At 73.5% G+C, this 16,197-nt stretch carries 12 protein-coding genes; 5 read left to right on the top strand and 7 right to left on the bottom strand.

The window, feature by feature from the left end:
• Positions 1-91: 91 nt before the first annotated feature.
• On the bottom strand, positions 92-628 hold the full coding sequence (locus tag CXR04_RS03840; protein ID WP_101420491.1) for a hypothetical protein: 537 nt from the start codon (positions 626-628) through the stop codon (positions 92-94).
• Between the two features lie 130 nt (positions 629-758).
• A complete protein-coding gene (locus CXR04_RS03835; RefSeq protein WP_159072255.1) occupies positions 759-1,418 on the bottom strand; it encodes a PH domain-containing protein in 660 nt (219 codons plus the stop codon).
• A 291-nt stretch (positions 1,419-1,709) separates the two neighbouring features.
• Between CXR04_RS03835 and CXR04_RS03830 the strand changes: the two genes are divergently transcribed.
• Positions 1,710-2,663: an IS481 family transposase gene (locus CXR04_RS03830; RefSeq protein WP_101420045.1), complete on the top strand. Its 954-nt coding sequence runs from the start codon at positions 1,710-1,712 to the stop codon at positions 2,661-2,663.
• Here CXR04_RS03830 and CXR04_RS03825 read toward each other — a convergent pair.
• The 3 genes from CXR04_RS03825 to CXR04_RS03815 all read right to left on the bottom strand — a co-directional run bounded on the left by CXR04_RS03825 (position 2,660) and on the right by CXR04_RS03815 (position 5,391).
• Complete coding sequence (locus tag CXR04_RS03825; RefSeq protein ID WP_101420489.1) at positions 2,660-3,226, bottom strand: hypothetical protein; 567 nt, start codon at positions 3,224-3,226, stop codon at positions 2,660-2,662. The genes CXR04_RS03830 and CXR04_RS03825 overlap by 4 nt on opposite strands.
• A complete protein-coding gene (locus tag CXR04_RS03820; protein ID WP_101420488.1) occupies positions 3,214-3,675 on the bottom strand; it encodes a hypothetical protein in 462 nt (153 codons plus the stop codon). The genes CXR04_RS03825 and CXR04_RS03820 overlap by 13 nt, the downstream gene beginning before the upstream one ends.
• A 258-nt stretch (positions 3,676-3,933) precedes the next feature.
• Positions 3,934-5,391 carry an MFS transporter gene (locus CXR04_RS03815; RefSeq protein WP_101420487.1) on the bottom strand — a complete coding sequence of 486 codons (1,458 nt, stop codon included), beginning with the start codon at positions 5,389-5,391 and terminating at the stop codon, positions 3,934-3,936.
• A 143-nt stretch (positions 5,392-5,534) separates the two neighbouring features.
• Between CXR04_RS03815 and CXR04_RS03810 the strand changes: the two genes are divergently transcribed.
• From CXR04_RS03810 to CXR04_RS03795, 4 genes are all read left to right on the top strand, one after another.
• Positions 5,535-7,775, top strand: coding sequence for a serine/threonine-protein kinase (locus tag CXR04_RS03810; RefSeq protein WP_159072254.1), 2,241 nt, complete (start codon positions 5,535-5,537; stop codon positions 7,773-7,775).
• Positions 7,772-9,757: a serine/threonine-protein kinase gene (locus CXR04_RS03805; RefSeq protein WP_159072253.1), complete on the top strand. Its 1,986-nt coding sequence runs from the start codon at positions 7,772-7,774 to the stop codon at positions 9,755-9,757. The genes CXR04_RS03810 and CXR04_RS03805 overlap by 4 nt, the downstream gene beginning before the upstream one ends.
• 113 nt (positions 9,758-9,870) lie before the next feature.
• Entirely contained in the window at positions 9,871-11,271 is a 1,401-nt protein-coding gene (locus CXR04_RS03800; protein WP_442802445.1) for a DUF2201 family putative metallopeptidase, read from the top strand.
• Between the two features lie 149 nt (positions 11,272-11,420).
• Positions 11,421-13,247, top strand: coding sequence for an ATP-binding protein (locus tag CXR04_RS03795; protein WP_442802444.1), 1,827 nt, complete (start codon positions 11,421-11,423; stop codon positions 13,245-13,247).
• Here CXR04_RS03795 and CXR04_RS03790 read toward each other — a convergent pair.
• Together CXR04_RS03790 and CXR04_RS03785 are read right to left on the bottom strand one after the other, a co-directional pair.
• Positions 13,181-15,073 (bottom strand): hypothetical protein, encoded by a 1,893-nt coding sequence (locus CXR04_RS03790; protein ID WP_101420482.1) that lies wholly within the window; start codon positions 15,071-15,073, stop codon positions 13,181-13,183. The genes CXR04_RS03795 and CXR04_RS03790 overlap by 67 nt on opposite strands.
• Positions 15,070-16,023: a TIGR02996 domain-containing protein gene (locus CXR04_RS03785; protein WP_101420481.1), complete on the bottom strand. Its 954-nt coding sequence runs from the start codon at positions 16,021-16,023 to the stop codon at positions 15,070-15,072. Before CXR04_RS03785 ends, CXR04_RS03790 begins: the two co-directional genes overlap by 4 nt.
• Positions 16,024-16,197 lie beyond the last annotated feature (174 nt).

Here is a 16,197-nt window from a genome sequence, read left to right as displayed (position 1 = left end):
CGAGCGCGGCGGGTGGGCGCTGCCGCTGTTCGGGCAGGAGGCGGAGACTTCGGCGACCTCTGCGGCGAGGTGGGGTGAGGAGGCGGGGCGGTCAGCGGTCGCCGGTGTCCGCGAAGGTCTCGCTGATCATGCGGGTGGCGAAGTCGGGGTCGTCGGTGAGGCGGTTGATGTACTCGGCGAGCAGCAGGGCGGTCGCCTCCAGGGGGTTCATCTCGTCCCGCGACCAGTCGCCGAACTGCCGCCGCCACAGGCTGGGGCTGAGCCCCGTGCCCGCGGCGACGAGCAGCCCCGCCATGGTCGGGATCGTCTCGGCGCGGATGCTCGCGGGCATCATGCGCAGCGACGCCACGAGGTTGGGCACCACGTACTCCACGACGTCCTTCTGCTGCGCCTCGTGGGCCATCCGCAGCCACTTCATGAACATGAAGATGAGCGTGCACGTGCCGTCCAGCACGTCGTCGACGCCCTGCGGGCCCATGCCGCCGGTGAGCTGCCCGACCAGCGCCCGCTGCTCGGCGTCCGTCCCGGTTCTGCCGTCGCGGATGCCCTTGAGCTGGGAGTCGATCAGCATGAGCGCGGCGCCCACATCGCCGGCGGACGCGTACCTGGGGTCGCAGGGCGATGTCATGGGGCTCCTCACGGGATGATGAGCATATGTAGCTCTACGTAGTTGTACCGCAGACCCTGCGTGAGGTGGGACTTCGGGGTTCACTCGTCGGGGTGGCGCACCGGGGCGGGGTGGGGCGCCAACGGCGGTGTCAGCGCGCCTCGTTGAGCGCGCGAAGCTGCCGGCGGTAGGAGAGCACCGAGGTCACCGCGAACACCAGCGGCAGCCCGGCGCCCATGACGGTGTACGGCGCGAGGACCGTCTCCAGGGTGCCGGGCAGGCTCACGAACAGCGGCAGCAGCATCAGTACGACCAGCGGGATGAACGACAGGCAGGTCCAGGCGAAGCCCGCCATCATCGCGATCTGCCGTGCTGCGTGCCGGTCGATACGTGCGGCGGCCGCCGGACTGTGCGCCCAGCCTGCCCCGCGCAGCCGCTCCCAGTGTGCGCGCAGCGCGGCGACCTCGCGGTCGACGTCGACGTGGCGGTCGTCGAGGTACGGCAGTTGCAGCCTGCTGCCGTCCGGCCCGTACGCGTAGGTGAGCACCTGCGGCGCGTGGTTCTGCATGCCGGCGCCGGGGTTGGGCTCGACCCGCAGGTCCTGGATGTCCGCCCAGCCCAGGGAGCGCTGCCGGACGACCCCGCGGACCCTGATCCCTTCCTCGTCGGCGGTGGTCGCGCAGCGCAGGGCGCCGCGGACGAGGAAGACCACGAGCAGCAGGATGGCCCCGCCGGCGGCCACGCGGATCTGCCAGGGGATGTCCTTGACGAGCAGCACGGGAATGATGCCGACGACCGACGCGAGACTCACGGCCGTGATCATCGCCCCGGCCTGGGCCGCGCTGATCCGGTACGTCCGCGGTAACCCGTCCCGGCTCATACGCCGTTCCCCCCGTCGCCCGGGCTCCGGCCGCTCTCCGCCGGACGCACGGCACATGGTGCCCCGGCGGGCCCGTCCGCGTCGAGGACCCGATCGGCCCTAGGTGTTCTGTCCGGGGAGGTTGTGGACGGGTGGGCGAGGTCTCGGCTGTGGGATCTTGAAGAGGTGAGGGCCTTCCTGTTCGGTGTGGATTGCGACATCTACACCAACAGAAAGACCCTCATGCCACACCGTAATGCACCCCTGACCGAGACTGGCCGGCTGCGTCTGGCCCGCTGCGTGGTCGAGGACGGCTGGCCCCTGCGCCGTGCTGCCGAGCGCTTCCAGGTATCGCCGACCACCGCACAGCGGTGGGCCGACCGCTACCGCGCGTGTGGTGAGGCGGGCATGGCCGACCGCTCCAGCCGCCCCCGCCGCTGCCCGCGCCGGACCCCGACCCGCACCGAGCGCCGGATCATCAAGGTCCGCGTCCTGCGCCGCTGGGGACCAGCCCGCATCGCCCACCTGCTCGGTCTGATCCCCTCGACCGTGCACCGCGTACTGACCCGCTACCGCCTGGCCCGCCTGACCCACCTGGACCGGGCCACCGGCCGCGTCATCCGCCGCTACGAACGCGACCGCCCCGGCGAACTGGTGCACGTCGACATCAAGAAGCTCGGCAACATCCCCGACGGCGGCGGCCACAAGGTCCTGGGCCGGCAAGCCGGCCGCAAGACCCGCAAGAACGCCGGCTACAGCTACCTCCACACCGCCGTCGACGACCACTCCCGCCTCGCCTACAGCGAAATCCACACCGACGAGAAGAAGGAGACCGCCACCGCCTTCTGGACCCGCGCCCACGCCTTCTTCACCGACTGCGGCATCACCGTCGAGCGCGTACTGACCGACAACGGCGCCTGCTACAAGTCGCACACCTGGCGCGATGCACTCGCCGACGCAGGGATCACTCACAAGCGAACCCGGCCCTACCGGCCACAGACCAACGGCAAGGTCGAACGCCTCAACCGCACCCTGCTCGACGAGTGGGCCTACGCAAAGCCCTACCGATCAGAACAGGAACGACGCGACGCCTTCCCCACATGGCTGCACACCTACAATCACCACCGCGGACACACCGCGCTGAAGGGCCAACCACCCGCCACCCGCGTCCCCAACCTCTCCGGGCAATACACCTAGCGCGCGACCTTGCCGCCCTCGATACGGGTCTGGCCGAGCGGCGTCGCGTCGCGGAACTCCGGCAGGGTCATCGGCTTGTCGTAGAGGAAGAAGCTCTGGTTGCTGCCGATGGTGAACTCCATGTACGCGCCGGTGGTGGCGTCGAAGCCGTAGTACGCGCTGCACTGGCCGCCCGAGTAGTAGACGCCGTCCATGCCGGGCGCCGTCCTCGTCACCATGCCGCTGTTGGAGGAGTCGACGTCCTCCGGCGGGGTGAGCATGGCGCAGTACGAGACCGGCAGCCCTTCGAGGACGAAGTAGCCGTACTCGCCGTTGGCGTTCTGCAGGTAGACGTACGACAGCTTCCCGGGCTTCTCCCAGTTGTCGACCCACTTGTTGATGGTCTCCCGGGTCGGGGAGTACCGCATCGCGTCCGCCGGCTGGCGCTGGACGAGCCGGTCGTAGCCGGACTGCTTGGTCCGCGACTCCTGGGCCTGGGAGGAGTCGTCCGTGCAGGCCGCGGCGGTGAACGCGAGGGCGGCGGTCGCGGCGAGGGCGGTGAGGATACGGATCAGGCGGCGCACGAGGTCTCCTTCGCGTCGGTGCTCAGCTCGGCGGGCAGCCCGGCGTCCTTGAACGCCTTGCGGTGCTCCTGCCGGGACTTGGCGTTGTAGTCGTTGACCAGCTCGGACCGGGCGGCGCGCAGCGCGGTGAGGGAGGTGGTGATCTGGTCGGTGCGGTACTCGGACGGCTTGGTGTCCAGCTCGTCCCGGAGCGCGCCGATCTCGTCCTCCTTCGTCTGCACCGCCGCGCACAGGTCGAAGAACTCCTCGTAGGTGGAGATACGGAACTCGCCCGAGCCCACGGTGCGCTCGCGCGCTTCCGCCGCGCCGCGGAAGGGCGCGGTGGACCAGGCCGCCCCGCCCCAGGCGAAGACGCCGGCGACGTAGACGAGGGCGAGCAGCACGATCCCGGCGAGCGTGTAGCGCAGGGCGCGGCTGCCTTCGGCGAACACTCGTGAGTCGGTGGGCACGGGTCCTCCTCGCGGTCGGGGCGCGGCCGGGCCGGATGCCCGGTTACGCCTGCGGCTGGCGCGGCTCGTCCCCCGCCGGTGCGGGTGGAGGGAGCCGGCCGGTACGGTCCGTGTCCGTCCGGTCACCGCCGCCTGCTCAGTTGTACTGCGCCGGTCCCGGGACTCCTCCCGGGCACGTGTGCGGGGTACGGGCCACGGCCCCGCCGTGCGGCGGTGAACCGTGACCCGTACCCCGGTGGCGCGGTGCGGCGGCCGCCGTCAGAGGCGTACCGCCTCGGCACCCGCACCCGCACCCGCGTCCGCTCCGGCCCCGGCGGCACCCGCCGCCGGACGGCTGCCGCGGCGGCCCATGAACAGCGCGGTCAGCAGCGCGCCCGCGGCCGCCACCCCGGCGGCTCCGGTGAACGCGGCGCTGAACCCGTCGGTGAGCGCCGGCAGGTCGCCGAGTCGGCCGGCGCCCTGCGAGGTGGCCAGCGCGGTCAGCGCCGCGAGGCCGAGGGCGGAGCCCACCTGGTACGTGGTGTTGACGATGCCGGACGCCAGTCCGGCCTGCTCCTGCGGGACGCCGGACATCGCGGCCATCAGCCCCGGGATGTACGCCAGCGACATGCCCAGCGCCGCGACCAGCGAGGCGGGCAGGACGTCGACCGCGAACGACCCGGTGGGCTCGACCGCCGACAGCCACAGCAGCCCGGCCGCCAGCGTCAGCAGCCCGCCGGCCAGCAGCGGCTTGGACCCGAACCGGCCGAGCAGCCGGGCGGACAGCAGGGTCATGACGACCATCAGCAGCCCGGTCATGGGCAGCAGCGCGGCGCCGGAGGCGAAGGCCCCGTAGCCGAGGACCTGCTGGAGGTAGAGGTTGAGGAAGTACCACATCGGGATCCAGGCGGCGCCGAGCAGCACCATGGCCAGGTTCGCGGACGCCAGCCGCGGCGTACGCCACACGCCCAGCGGCATGAGCGGCGAGCGGGCGGTGCGCTGGATCACCAGGAAGAGCGCCAGCAGCGCGGCGGCGCCGGCCAGTTGGACGACCGTGGCCGCGGCGCCCCAGCCCACCTCGGGGGCCCGGACGACGGCGAAGACCGCGAGCGCGAGCCCGGCGGTGACGGCGCCGGCGCCGAGCACGTCCACGCCGCCGCGGCGGGGCTGGACGGACGGCAGCAGGCCGGTGGCGAGCAGGGTGGCGATGCCGATGGGCACGTAGATGATGAAGATCCACGGCCAGCTCAGCCACTCGGTGAACACGCCGCCGAGGAACACCCCGGCGGTGCCGCCGGCCGGGGCCGCGGCGCCGTAGAGGGCGAGCGCCTTGCCCAGCTCCCGCGGGTCGTGGCTGAAGAGGATCATCAGCAGGGTCATCGCGGACGGCGCGATGAGCGCCCCGCCGACGCCCTGCACGGCGCGCCCGGCGATCTCGACCGCCGCGCTCTGCGCCGCCGCGGCCACCACGGAGCCCGCGATGAGCACGCCCCAACCGGTGACGAACACGCGCCGGGCGCCGAAGAGGTCGGAGAGCCGGCCGCCGAGGAGCAGCAGGCCGCCGAAGGCGACGACGTAGGCGTTGAAGACCCACTGCAGATCGCCCGGCGAGAAGCCCAGGTCACGCTGCATCTCGGGGAGCGCGACGCCGATGATCGAGGTGTCCATGATGACCATGAACTGCGCGGTGGCGAGCACGAGCAGTGCCCACCAGCGGCGGGGGTTGACGGATGACATGGCAGTACGCCTCCTTGAGGTGAATACCCCCTAGGGGTATGCGAGGAAGATATAACACTACCCCTGGGGGGTATGCAAGCCCGGGGTGGCGACGGCAACGACGGCCGCGAGATCACCGTGCGCTGGAGCTGCGGGCCATCTCCGTGCCCGGCTCCTCCGCCGCGGTGCCGCGCCCCCACGGCCGGCACTACTCCACGCTCTCCGAGGAGGACCCGGACGCCCCGGTCCACGACGTCACCGAGTTCAATCCCACCGTCACTTGGTCCGCCGGGCAGGTCATCTCCACCACCCGCGACCTGAACCGCTTCTGCGCCGCCCTGCTCGGCGGTGAACTGCTGCCCCGCGAGCAGGTGGACCAGATGCTCACCACCGTGCCCATCGAGTCGGAGGAGTCGGGTGCGAGCGGCGCATCCACCGCCGCGTACGGGCGCGCAACCGCCGGTCGGGATGCCTGCGTCCGAGAGGGGTACGGACCGGGTGCCGCCCGCGCCCGCGCGGGTAGCCTGCTCCCGGCGCGCGGCGAACAGGCCGTGCGCCGGGGCGACTTGGGGGGAGTGCCGGGGATGACGGGGGAACCACCGGTCGGCGTGCCGCAGGCGGCGCCGGCCGAGGTCGGGCCGTACCGGATCGTCAGACGGCTGGGTGCCGGCGGCATGGGCCAGGTGTATCTGGCGCGCTCCGCCGCCGGCCGCCCGGTGGCGGTCAAGACGGTGGACTCCGGGGGCCCGGTCACCGGCGACGCGCGGCGCCGGTTCGCCCGCGAGGTCGCCCTGGCGCGCCGGGTCAGCGGGGCGTACACGGCGGCCGTCGTCGACGCCGACCCGGACGCGGCCGTGCCCTGGATGGCGACGGAGTACGTGCCCGCCCCGTCGCTGGCCGAACTGGTCCGTACCCGCGGCCCGCTGCCAGCCGACGCCGCGCTGTGGGTGGCGGCCGGCACGGCGGAGGCGCTGGCGGCGCTGCACGCCGAGGGGATCGTGCACCGCGACCTGAAGCCGTCGAACGTGCTGCTGCCCGTGGCGGGACCGCGCCTCATCGACTTCGGCATCTCGCGCCCCGCCGACCTCACCCGCACCACGGTCAGCCTGGGCAGCGTCGCCTTCAGCGCCCCGGAGCAGGCGCGCGGCGAGCCCAGCACGCCGGCCGCCGACCTGTACGCGCTGGGCGCCACGGTGTTCTACCTGGTCACCGGCCGCCCGCCGTACGCCGACACCGCCGACTTCTTCCGGCTGCTGCCCCGCGTGGCCAGAGCCGAGCAGGACCTCACCGGGCTGCCGCCCGAGCTGGCCGGCGCGGTGCTGCCGTGCCTGCGGGCGGAGGCCGCCGAGCGGCCGGACGCGGCGGCGGTCGTCGCCGAGTTCGGCTCCCGGCTGGCGGCGCGGCCGGGCGCGGCGGGCGGCGGGGACTGGCTGCCGGGGGAGTGGCTGGCGGCGATCCGGGAGCGGGAAGCGGGCGAGGACGGCGCGACACCGGGTGCGGCAGCGGGCGGTACAGGGCCGGGGGGCCCGGAGTCCGCGGGGCCGGAGTCCGGCGGTCCGGACCGGACCCGGATCGCCGGTGAGGTGGCCCGAACGGCGAAGGCGGCCGGCGGCGCCCCGGCCGCACCGGCGCCCGCGCGGCCCCCGCTCCGGCGCCGCCGGCTGACGTGGCTGGTCGCCGCCGCCGCGGTCGTCGCCGTCGCCGCGTCCTCGATCGTGCTCGTCGCCCTGGCCGACGACGACGGCCGGAAGCTCCCGCCGACGGCCGCGGACAACGGTGCCGACGCCGACGGCGCCGCGGACCGCGACCCGCCCGCCGACGACGCGGCGGCCCCGGACCGGAAGGACGAGGCGGACCGGGAGCCCGAGGACCCGTACGCCGCGCTCGAAACGAAGGAGGACGTGGCGAGCGCCAAGCTCATCGACGCCGCGCGCAAGGGCGACTGCCTGACGGTCCACTACGCCGTCATCGGCTTCGAACCCGAGAACGCCACCCCCGACAAGGTCCCCTGCGACTCGCCCCGCGCCGCCACCCGCGTCACGGGCAAGTCCGAGGGCACGTCCGACGACTGCACCGGGGGCCCGGACAGCGTCGAGTGGTCGCTGCTCGACTTCGAGACAGGGCTCTGCCTGGACCGCAACTTCCAGGTCGGCGACTGCTTCCCGGTCCGGGAGTACGTCGGCGGCAAGCGCGACAAGGGCTACGCCGTCTCCTCCTCGCGCCGCTGGGCCGCCAACCTCGCGTCGCAGAGCGACTGCTCAGGCGGCAGCCCGTCGCGGATCTTCGAGCAACTGGCCCGCGTGACCGCCGTCCACCCGGCGTCCGCCGCGGACGACGGCGTGTGCACCGACGCCTGGAAGGTGCAGAGCGGCACCCGGGCCATCTGCACGGAGGTGATCGCGTGAGCGTGGGCGAAGGGGCGGGTCCCGGCGACCGGTTCGGCCCGTACGAGGTGCTGCGGCTCCTGGGCCGCGGCGGCATGGGCGAGGTGTTCCTGGCCCGCTCGCCCGCCGGGCGGCCGGTCGCGGTGAAGACCCTGCTCTCCGAGACGGCGCCGCTGGGCGCGGCGGAGCGCGCGCGGTTCGCGCGCGAGATCGCGCTCGCCCGCCGGGCCGGCGGCCCCCACACCGCCGCGGTCATCGACGCGGACCCGGAGGCGGCGGTGCCGTGGATGGCGACGGAGTACGTCGCCGCCCCCTCGCTCGGCGAACTGGTCCGCGACTGCGGGCTGCTGACCGACCCCGCGGCGGTCGGCTGGGTCGGGGCGGGCGTGGCCGAGGCGCTGCTCGCGCTGCACGCCGTGGGCGTCGTCCACCGGGACGTCAAGCCGTCGAACGTGCTGCTGCCCCCGGCGGGACCGAAGGTCGTCGACTTCGGCATCGCGCACGCCGCCGACCTCACCCGCACGCAGGTCACGCTGGGCACCATCGCCTTCACCTCGCCCGAGCAGGCCCGCGGCGAGCCCAGCACGGCGGCGTCCGACGTGTACGCGCTGGGCGCCACGCTCTTCCACCTCGCCACCGGGCACCCGCCGTACCCCGAGAGCGAACCGCTGCAACTGCTGGTCAGGGTGGCCGAGGCGCGCGTCGAACTCGCCGGGATGCCCCCGCAGTTGGACGATCTGATACGCCCCTGCCTCCGGCCGGCGCCGGCCGACAGGCCCGCGGTGCGGGAGCTGCTGCGGAACCTGACCGGCCGCGTCGCCGCCGCGCCCGGCGCGGTCGGCGGCGCCGGGCTGCTGCCGGGGGAGTGGCGGGAGCGGATCGCCGCGTACGAGCGCACGGGCGCCGCCGCGGCGGCGGAGGCGGAGACGGCCCCGGCGCTGGCGGACGCCCGCCCGGCACCGGCGCCACCGGTGCGGCCGCCGGGCCCGCCGGAGCCGGTGGAGCGGGGCGAACAGGCCGAGCAGGCTGAAGAGATCGAGCCGGTCGAGCCGGTCGAGCCGGTCGAGCCGGTCGAACGGGCCGAGCAGGCGGGGCCGGTCAGTCCGGCCGGGGACAGCGGGCCGGGCGTCTCTCCCGCCGCATCGAGGGGCACCGGGACCCTCCCCCTGCGCGCCGGCACCCCCGAGCCCGCCCCGGGCCCCGGTGATCCCGGCACCGCGACGACAGCGCCCACCCCGGTCCGTACCGGCGGCAAACGGGCCGCCACCGCGCCGCTGCTGCTCTCCCGCGGACCGGCCAGGCTCGCCGCGTTCACCGTCCTGCTCTGCCTCGGCGTCGTCGTCGCCCTCCTCATCGACCGGCTCCCCAGCGACGCCCCCGAGGCCCGCGGTTCCGCCCCGCCGGCCTCCCCCGCCGCCGATACGCCCGCCGCGCAGGACCCGACGCCGCCCCCCACCCCGACCCCCGCCCCCACCCCACCGAAGAACGAGATCGCCGGGGTGGAGAAGGGCGACTGCCTCAGCATCAGCCAGCCCGCCGACCGCAACATGGCCATGTGGGACCCGTGGTCAGGAGTGGAGGAGCTGGACCCCGTGCCCTGCGGTTCCGACAAGGCGTACATGAAGGTGACCTCGCTCCGCTGGAGCGAGACCTTCGGCGACCCGGTGTGCCCGCGGAGCGAGGCCCGCGACGAGTTCTCCGTCGACTACGACCCCGTGGACGGCAGTTACAGCGACGCCGCCGTCGCGGTCTGCGTCGCGCGGCAGTTCCGGGCGGGGCAGTGCTTCCCCGGCCTCTACGCGGCCGACGACAACTCGGAGAGCGCCGCGAGCCTGCTGTCCGTGACGCGGTGCAGCAAGACCGAGATCCCCGAGATCGACAACCGCATGTACCGGATCACCGGCGTCGAACCGCTGGCGGAACCGCAGACCTGCCCGCCCGGCTCGGACAGCTACTGGGCCTTCGAGAAACGCGGCTTCGCGCTCTGCGCGGGCATGCTCTGAACCCGCCGCAGGCCGCCCGCGCCGCGCCCTGTAGCGTGCCCGCGAGCGGCGAGGGGAGACCACTGGTGCACGGGGACGGGCGGGGCACGCACGGCGCGCCCGACCTGCGGCGGATGCCGGCCGCGGCAGCCGCGGAGGAGCCGGCGGACCCGGAGGTCGTGGCGGAGGCGCGGCGCCGCAAGGAGGCCGCGCTGCTGAACTTCGGGACCGGGCAGAGCGTCGTGGCCTCGTGGCTCTACACGAAGTGCCACCGCCACCTCGCCACCACCGCGATCCCGACCGCCGCCGTCACGGCCACCGGCGACGGCCGCTGCGCGCTGCTCTACAACCCGTACTTCTTCGCGTCGCTGGACTTCGAGGGCGTCGCATTCGTGCTGTTCCACGAGGCGCGGCACCTGATGCACCGGCACCTCTACGTGGACGAGGAGCTGCGCTCCGACCCGGTGTTCACGCTCGCCGCCGAGGTGGCGATCAACCACGTCGCGCTGCGCCGGCTGGGCCGCACCGCGTTACCGGAGGCGGTGCCGGAGGGCGGCGGCCCGCCCGAGCCGGTGGGCGTCGACCCGGACGCGGTGTACCGCGCGTACCGGGACGACCTGCGGGGGCAGGGGCTGGCCCCGCTGCCGTACCACGAGTTCATCCGCACCGACCTGACGGTCTACGGCGAACTGCGCCGCATGAAGGCGCACGACACCCCGCAGTCCGGTTACTGCGTGCACCTCGCCGGCGGCGCGGCCGGCACCGAGGTCCCGCTGGACCCCGAGACCGTCGGGCAGGTCGGCGACGACGTGCTGCGCGAGGTCATGCAGTCCGCGCTGCGCGGCGGCCGGTCGGCCCGCGAGGAACTGCTCGGCCTCGCCGACCGCACCGCCGACGGCGGCGAGCGGTTCAGCCGGCTGTGGGGCCGCCTCGGGCTCGACAAGCTGCGCGGCAGCACGCCCCGTACGCGCCGGGTCGACTGGTGGCAGCGGTGGCTGACCGACGTGCTCGCCTCCAAGCTGACCGAGAGCGAGCGGCTGGTCTACCCGAAGAAGCACGGCGCGATCGTCCTCGCGCTCGGCCACGAGCCGATGCTCACCCGCCGCGGCCCGGAGCGTACGAAGGTCGTGCTCGTCGCCTTCGACACCTCGGGGTCCATGCCCGACGCCGTGGTCGGGTGGCTGACCACCCTGGTCGGGCAGACGGACGGGGTGGAGAGCCACTGGCTCTCCTTCGACGGCGTCGTGATGCCGTTCGTGCCCGGGGAGCGGGTGGCGGGCGGCGGCGGCACGGACTTCCGATGCGTCGTCGACTACGCGGAAGGCCGGCTGGAGGTCGCCGGGAAGCCCTTCCCGCACGAGCCCGACGCGGTGATCGTCGTCACCGACGGCTACGCGCCCCACGTCACCCCCGCCGACCCCGACCGCTGGATCTGGCTGATCACCGACGGCGGCGACGACTGGCCGGAGCGGCACCACCGCCCGATGGCCTGCCACCGGGTCACGTCCGAACGACAGCAGAGGAGAAGCACCTAGTGGCCGCCGCGACACCACCCGCCGCGACACCGTCTGCCGCGACACCGCCGGAACCGCCCGCCGCGGGCCGGCAGTGGCGGGCGAACGCCACCTATCCCGACCCGCCGCAGGAGGGGCCGACCGCCAAGCTGGAGAAGTTCATCGACGCGATGATCGCCACCGGCCAGACCGGGCAGATCTTCGGCGAGCACGGCATCGGCAAGACGTCCACCTTCGTCTCGTACGTGCCGAAGCGCTACCCCGGCACCGGCCTGGTGGTCCTGCCCGCGGCCAACCTCGCCCCGGACGACCTGCTGATCAACGCCCCCGTACGCGACGAGCGCAGCGGCGAACTCGCCCTGCGCCAGCTCGTGATGCGCCAGCTCACCCCCGGCACGCCGTTCGTCCTCCTCGTCGACGACTCCCTCCAGGCGGGCAACACGGTCCAAAGCCAGCTCATGCAGATGGCCTGCAACTGGACCCTCGGCGAGTACGACCTGCGCGAGCTGGGCTGCGTCGGGGTGTTCCTCACCGACAACGAGTCGCTGGCCGAGACCAGCGTGCGCCGCTCCGACCTGGCGATCCTGGACCGGATGGTGACCCTCCGGCTGTCCGCCAACGACACCGCGTGGCGGTACGCGCTGGCCGCCCGGTTCCCCGACTGGGACCTGCGGGAGGTGTTCCGGCAGTGGGCCGCCCTCGACCCGCACCTGCGCGGCCTGCTCTCGCCGCGCACCCTCCAGCACGTACTCGACTGCGCCCGCGCCGGCTTCCCGCTGGCCTGGGGGCTGCCGCTGCACAACGGCCGCCGGCTGGCGCTGGTCGAGACCGGGGCCGAGGGTGCCGGCGGCGCGCCGGGCCGGGACCGTACGGAGGAAGTGCTCGACGCCATCGCGGCGGCGGTCGGCGCGGCCAACCCCGCCACGCTGACCGACCCGGTCCGCCGCATCCTCAGGGCCGCCGCGGCGCACCGCTGGGCGGTACTGCTCCAAGGGCCGCCCGGCTGCGGCAAGACGGAGATCGCCAAGCAGGTCGCCCGGGACGAGACCGGCCGCGAACCGGTGTACTTCTCGCTGCCGGTGACCAACGTCGAGGACCTGTGCGTACCGGTGCCGACCGCGGACGGCGCGCTGGAGGCGATGCTCGCCAGGTCGTTGCTCGACCCGGAGCCGAAGATGCTCATCTGGGACGAGTACAACCGGCCCAAGGACAAGGCGACGTACGCGAAGCTGATGGAGATCACCCAGGAGTGGACCCTCGCGGGCCGCGCACTGCCCGGGCTGCGCGCCCAGGTGGCGCTCCAGAACCCGCCGTACCACCTGGGCCGCAAGATGCTGGTCAGCAGCAACAACGTGGCCCAGGCCAGCCGGTTCACGGTCAGCTACGAGGTGCGTCCTGAGGACATCCCGGCCAACGAGTGGCTGATCTCGACCTACGGCGAGACCGCCGAGACCGTCCTCGAATGGTGGAACAACGACATCGACGACGAGGGCCGCGACTGGGTCACCAAGCGCACCCTGGAGCGGCTGATCAAGCTGCACCGCGCCGACATCCCGCTGGAGCAGGGGCTGATCTACCTCGGCGACGGCGAGTACGCGCCGGTGCCGCTGTCCGGCCTCGAAGCGCGGCTCGCGGAGCGGCCGCAGACCGGGCTGGCGGAGCTGGCCGCCGACCTGGCGGGCTGGCAGGCCCGGCTGGCGGCGGCCGTCGAGACGTCCGCGGAGGGCACCAACGACACCGACCTGGTGCACCAGGTGTTCTCCAACGCGGAGGTGTCGCAGCTCGAACGGCACCTCGACGTGGTGGCGCGGCTGCTGCCGCACCTGCCGCCCAAGCTGCGCGCCACCTACCTCGTGGGCCAGGCGCAGGCGCGCCAGCGCTTCTGGATCTCCGCCCTGGCCCGCATGGGCGAACTCGCCGCCGCCCCCGCCTACTCCTTGTCCTCTTCCTCCCCTTCCTCCTCCTCTTCGCCCTCCTCTTCGTCCTCGTCGTCGTAGTAGTGGTCCTCCCAGTTCTCGTCGATGTCGTCCTCGCCGAACGGGCGGACCATCGGGACCGCGACGGTGGACTGCTCGTGGTCCACCGTCCAGGAGTTGCGGAAGAAGTCGAACTTCAGGTGGAAGAGGCCGTCGTGCTCGGTGAAGAGGATCGGCGGCACCAGGAAGTGCGCCACGTCCACGGTCGCCGCGGTGGTGACGAAGTCCTTCGCCGGAGGCACCGGCGGACCGCCCTGGCAGGACGCGAAGTTGACCGGCTCCGGCGCCTTGCTGCCCAGCACGTGGATACGGTTGCCCTCGACGACGAACCGGTCCGGGTCGAGCACCACGTCCTCGCCGAGCATCATCACCGGCGCGGGCAGCACCTCCGCCTTGGCGGCGTCCTGCGCCTGCACGTAGTGCCCGATGACGTCGGCGTTGCGCGAGGTGTCGAAGTGCGGTCCGAGGAGGCCGCCGTCGCAGATGCCGCACGCGCAGTCGGGCATGTCGTCGGTGGCGGGCTCCTCGGGCTCCGGGAACAGCATGCTCTTGTCGAACGGCCCGAGGGGGGACGTGCCGCCGCTCTCCTCCAGGAACGCCGGTATCCAGTCGGTGCCCTCGGCCTCCACCACCGTCGTCTCGCACGCCGCGCGGAACGCCTTGTCGCCGACCTTGCAGTTGAAGTAGTCCAGCAGCGTGATCGCGGCGCACGCGGCCGGCGACAGCCCGCCGGACAAGGGGAACCAGAAGTCGTGCCCGTTGGCCACGAAGTCCAGCCCGCGGAACCGCTTGTGCAGGAACGGCTCGCCGGCCGCTCCCGCGCCGAGGTCGCCGCTCCAGTGCGCCGCGGCGACCCGGTTGTAGTAGTCGTCGGCGTACCGGGCGAGCTCGGGCGCGAAGACGCTCTCGCCGGTCAGGTAGCACGCCTTGGCGAACAGGGCGCCGATCTCCGGGTCGTGCGCGGCGTCCGGTTCGGTGAAGACCAGCTCCGTGCGGAGGAAGACCTTGCGCCCTTCGCGGTACGGGGCGCCTTCGTGCTCGTACCGCTGGTCGAAGATCACGCAGGTGAAGGGGGCGATGTCGGTGAGCCCGGCGCCGCCGGTCAGGTCCAGGGCGGGGCTGCCCGTGCCGCCGGTGAGGTACAGCAGGACGGTGTAGCGGGAGACGTGCCCGCGCGACCGGTCGTAGTACGGGGTGTCGCGGTGGCGGTGGAAGTTGGCGTCGTCCGGCTCGAAACGGTTGCACCGGAAGACGGGGTTGACGTGTGCGAAGCCGTCGAGCCGGGCCCGGGGCATGGCTCCCGCCACCGCCTTGGTCAGGGCCTCGGCGAGCAGGGCCGAGTGGAAGATGAAGCGGTCGCCGCCGCGGGAGCCGCGGTTGAGCGGCGGCACGTAGAGGTCGAGGCCGTCCAGGCCCTCCAGCCGCGCCCGCGCCGCCGCGGGCAGCCCGATCGAGAAGGAGTACGCCCCCTTGGCGAACTCCGTGCGGTCCGTCAGCTCGAACTCCAGCCCGGCGTCGGCGAAGAGCCGGTCGAGCGGCAGGATGTTCTCGTACGTACGGAACGACATCTCCCGCGGGTCCGCAAAGACGGCGGCCAGATACGGCGCCGCCTCGCTGGGCCGCGCGAACAGGTCGCGCACGCCCGCGTCGATGCGCTCGGCGTCGACGAAGCGGACCGCCTTGAACCGGGCCGTCGGATGCCAGGAGACCGCCAGCCCGTCGAGCACGGCGGTGGGCTCGGCGTCGGTGGCGTCGACCAGCGCGCGATACCGGTCGACCTCCTCCGCGGACGCCTGCCCGGCGGCGGTCGACAGGGCGAAGAACCGGTCGCGGAGCTCGGTGCTCACACGCTCCTCCAATAACTGCGCAGTACGGGCGGGAGTGGGGACGCGGCGGCGAGCCGGCGCGCGCCGGCTTCGCCGACGTCTGCGGCGTAGAGCAGCAGCCGGGTGAGCGAGCCGAGGAGCGGCGCCGCGAGCAGCGCCTGGGTGCCCTCCTCGCCGATCTCGTTGTAACGCAGGTCGAGTTCGGTGAGCTCTGTGAAGGCGTGCAGGGCCCGCACCCCCTTCGCGGTGAGCGCGTTGTGCTGGAGGCGCAGGCGGCGGACGCCGGTGAAGAAGGGATTGGCCGCGAGCGCGGCCAGGCCGCTGTCCCCGACGTGGCAGTACCGCAGGTCGAGCGCCTCGATCCGGCCGGGCGCCGCCGGCGCCGCGAGGGTCCGGTCCCCGGCCGCCTCGCTGCGGAAGTACGAGGACACCGCCAGCGCCTTGGCGCCCAGCGCGCCGACGCGGAGATAGGACAGGTCCACGGAGGTGAACGGGGCCAGGTCGAGCGTCGCGAGCGTGCCCGCCTCCACGTCGGCCGACGGCAGCGGCTCGCCGTCCTCGTCGGTGTCGTCGTCCCAGTAGCCGAACTCCGCCGGGTCGGTGTCCGGCGGCACGATCTTCAGCGCGGTCGCGAACGGCGCCGCACGCAGGGCCTGTTCGATCAGCATGGGCGCGTCGTCGTCCCAGCCGACGGCGATCGCCGTGGCGAACCCGTGCCGCCGCTCCCGGGCGCTGACCCCCTCCGGCAGCTCCGCGTCCCAGCTCTCGCGGTGCTCCGCCACCAGCGCGTCGATCTCCCGCTCGACCGCCTTCCGGCCGCTGCCAGGAGCGACGCGCGCCCGCCGCTCGGCCAGCCGGATCAGCTCCGCGCGGGGGTCGCCGCGCTCCTCCAGCCGGTCGCCGTAGACCAGCCAGGACGCCAGGTCGTCCGGGCGCTCCCGCAGTGTTCTTTCCAGGGCCCCTAAGGTCATTGCCGGAGGCTAACAGCGGGCACTGACACACCGGTTCGCCCCCCGGACGGGGAGGCGGACGCGCGGTGCGGCGGGCCCGGCCGGGCCGGTGGCCGGACGTTCTGCGATCAACCGATATCCGCCTATCGGACCGCAGATCACTCCTTCGAGTGCTATGTGGGGCCGGATGCAGGA

The organism is Streptomyces sp. CMB-StM0423 (assembly GCF_002847285.1).
Classification (GTDB): Bacteria; Actinomycetota; Actinomycetes; order Streptomycetales; family Streptomycetaceae; genus Streptomyces.
The sequence above is the reverse complement of the archived record's forward strand: the minus strand, read 5'-3'. Positions and strand labels throughout refer to the sequence as shown.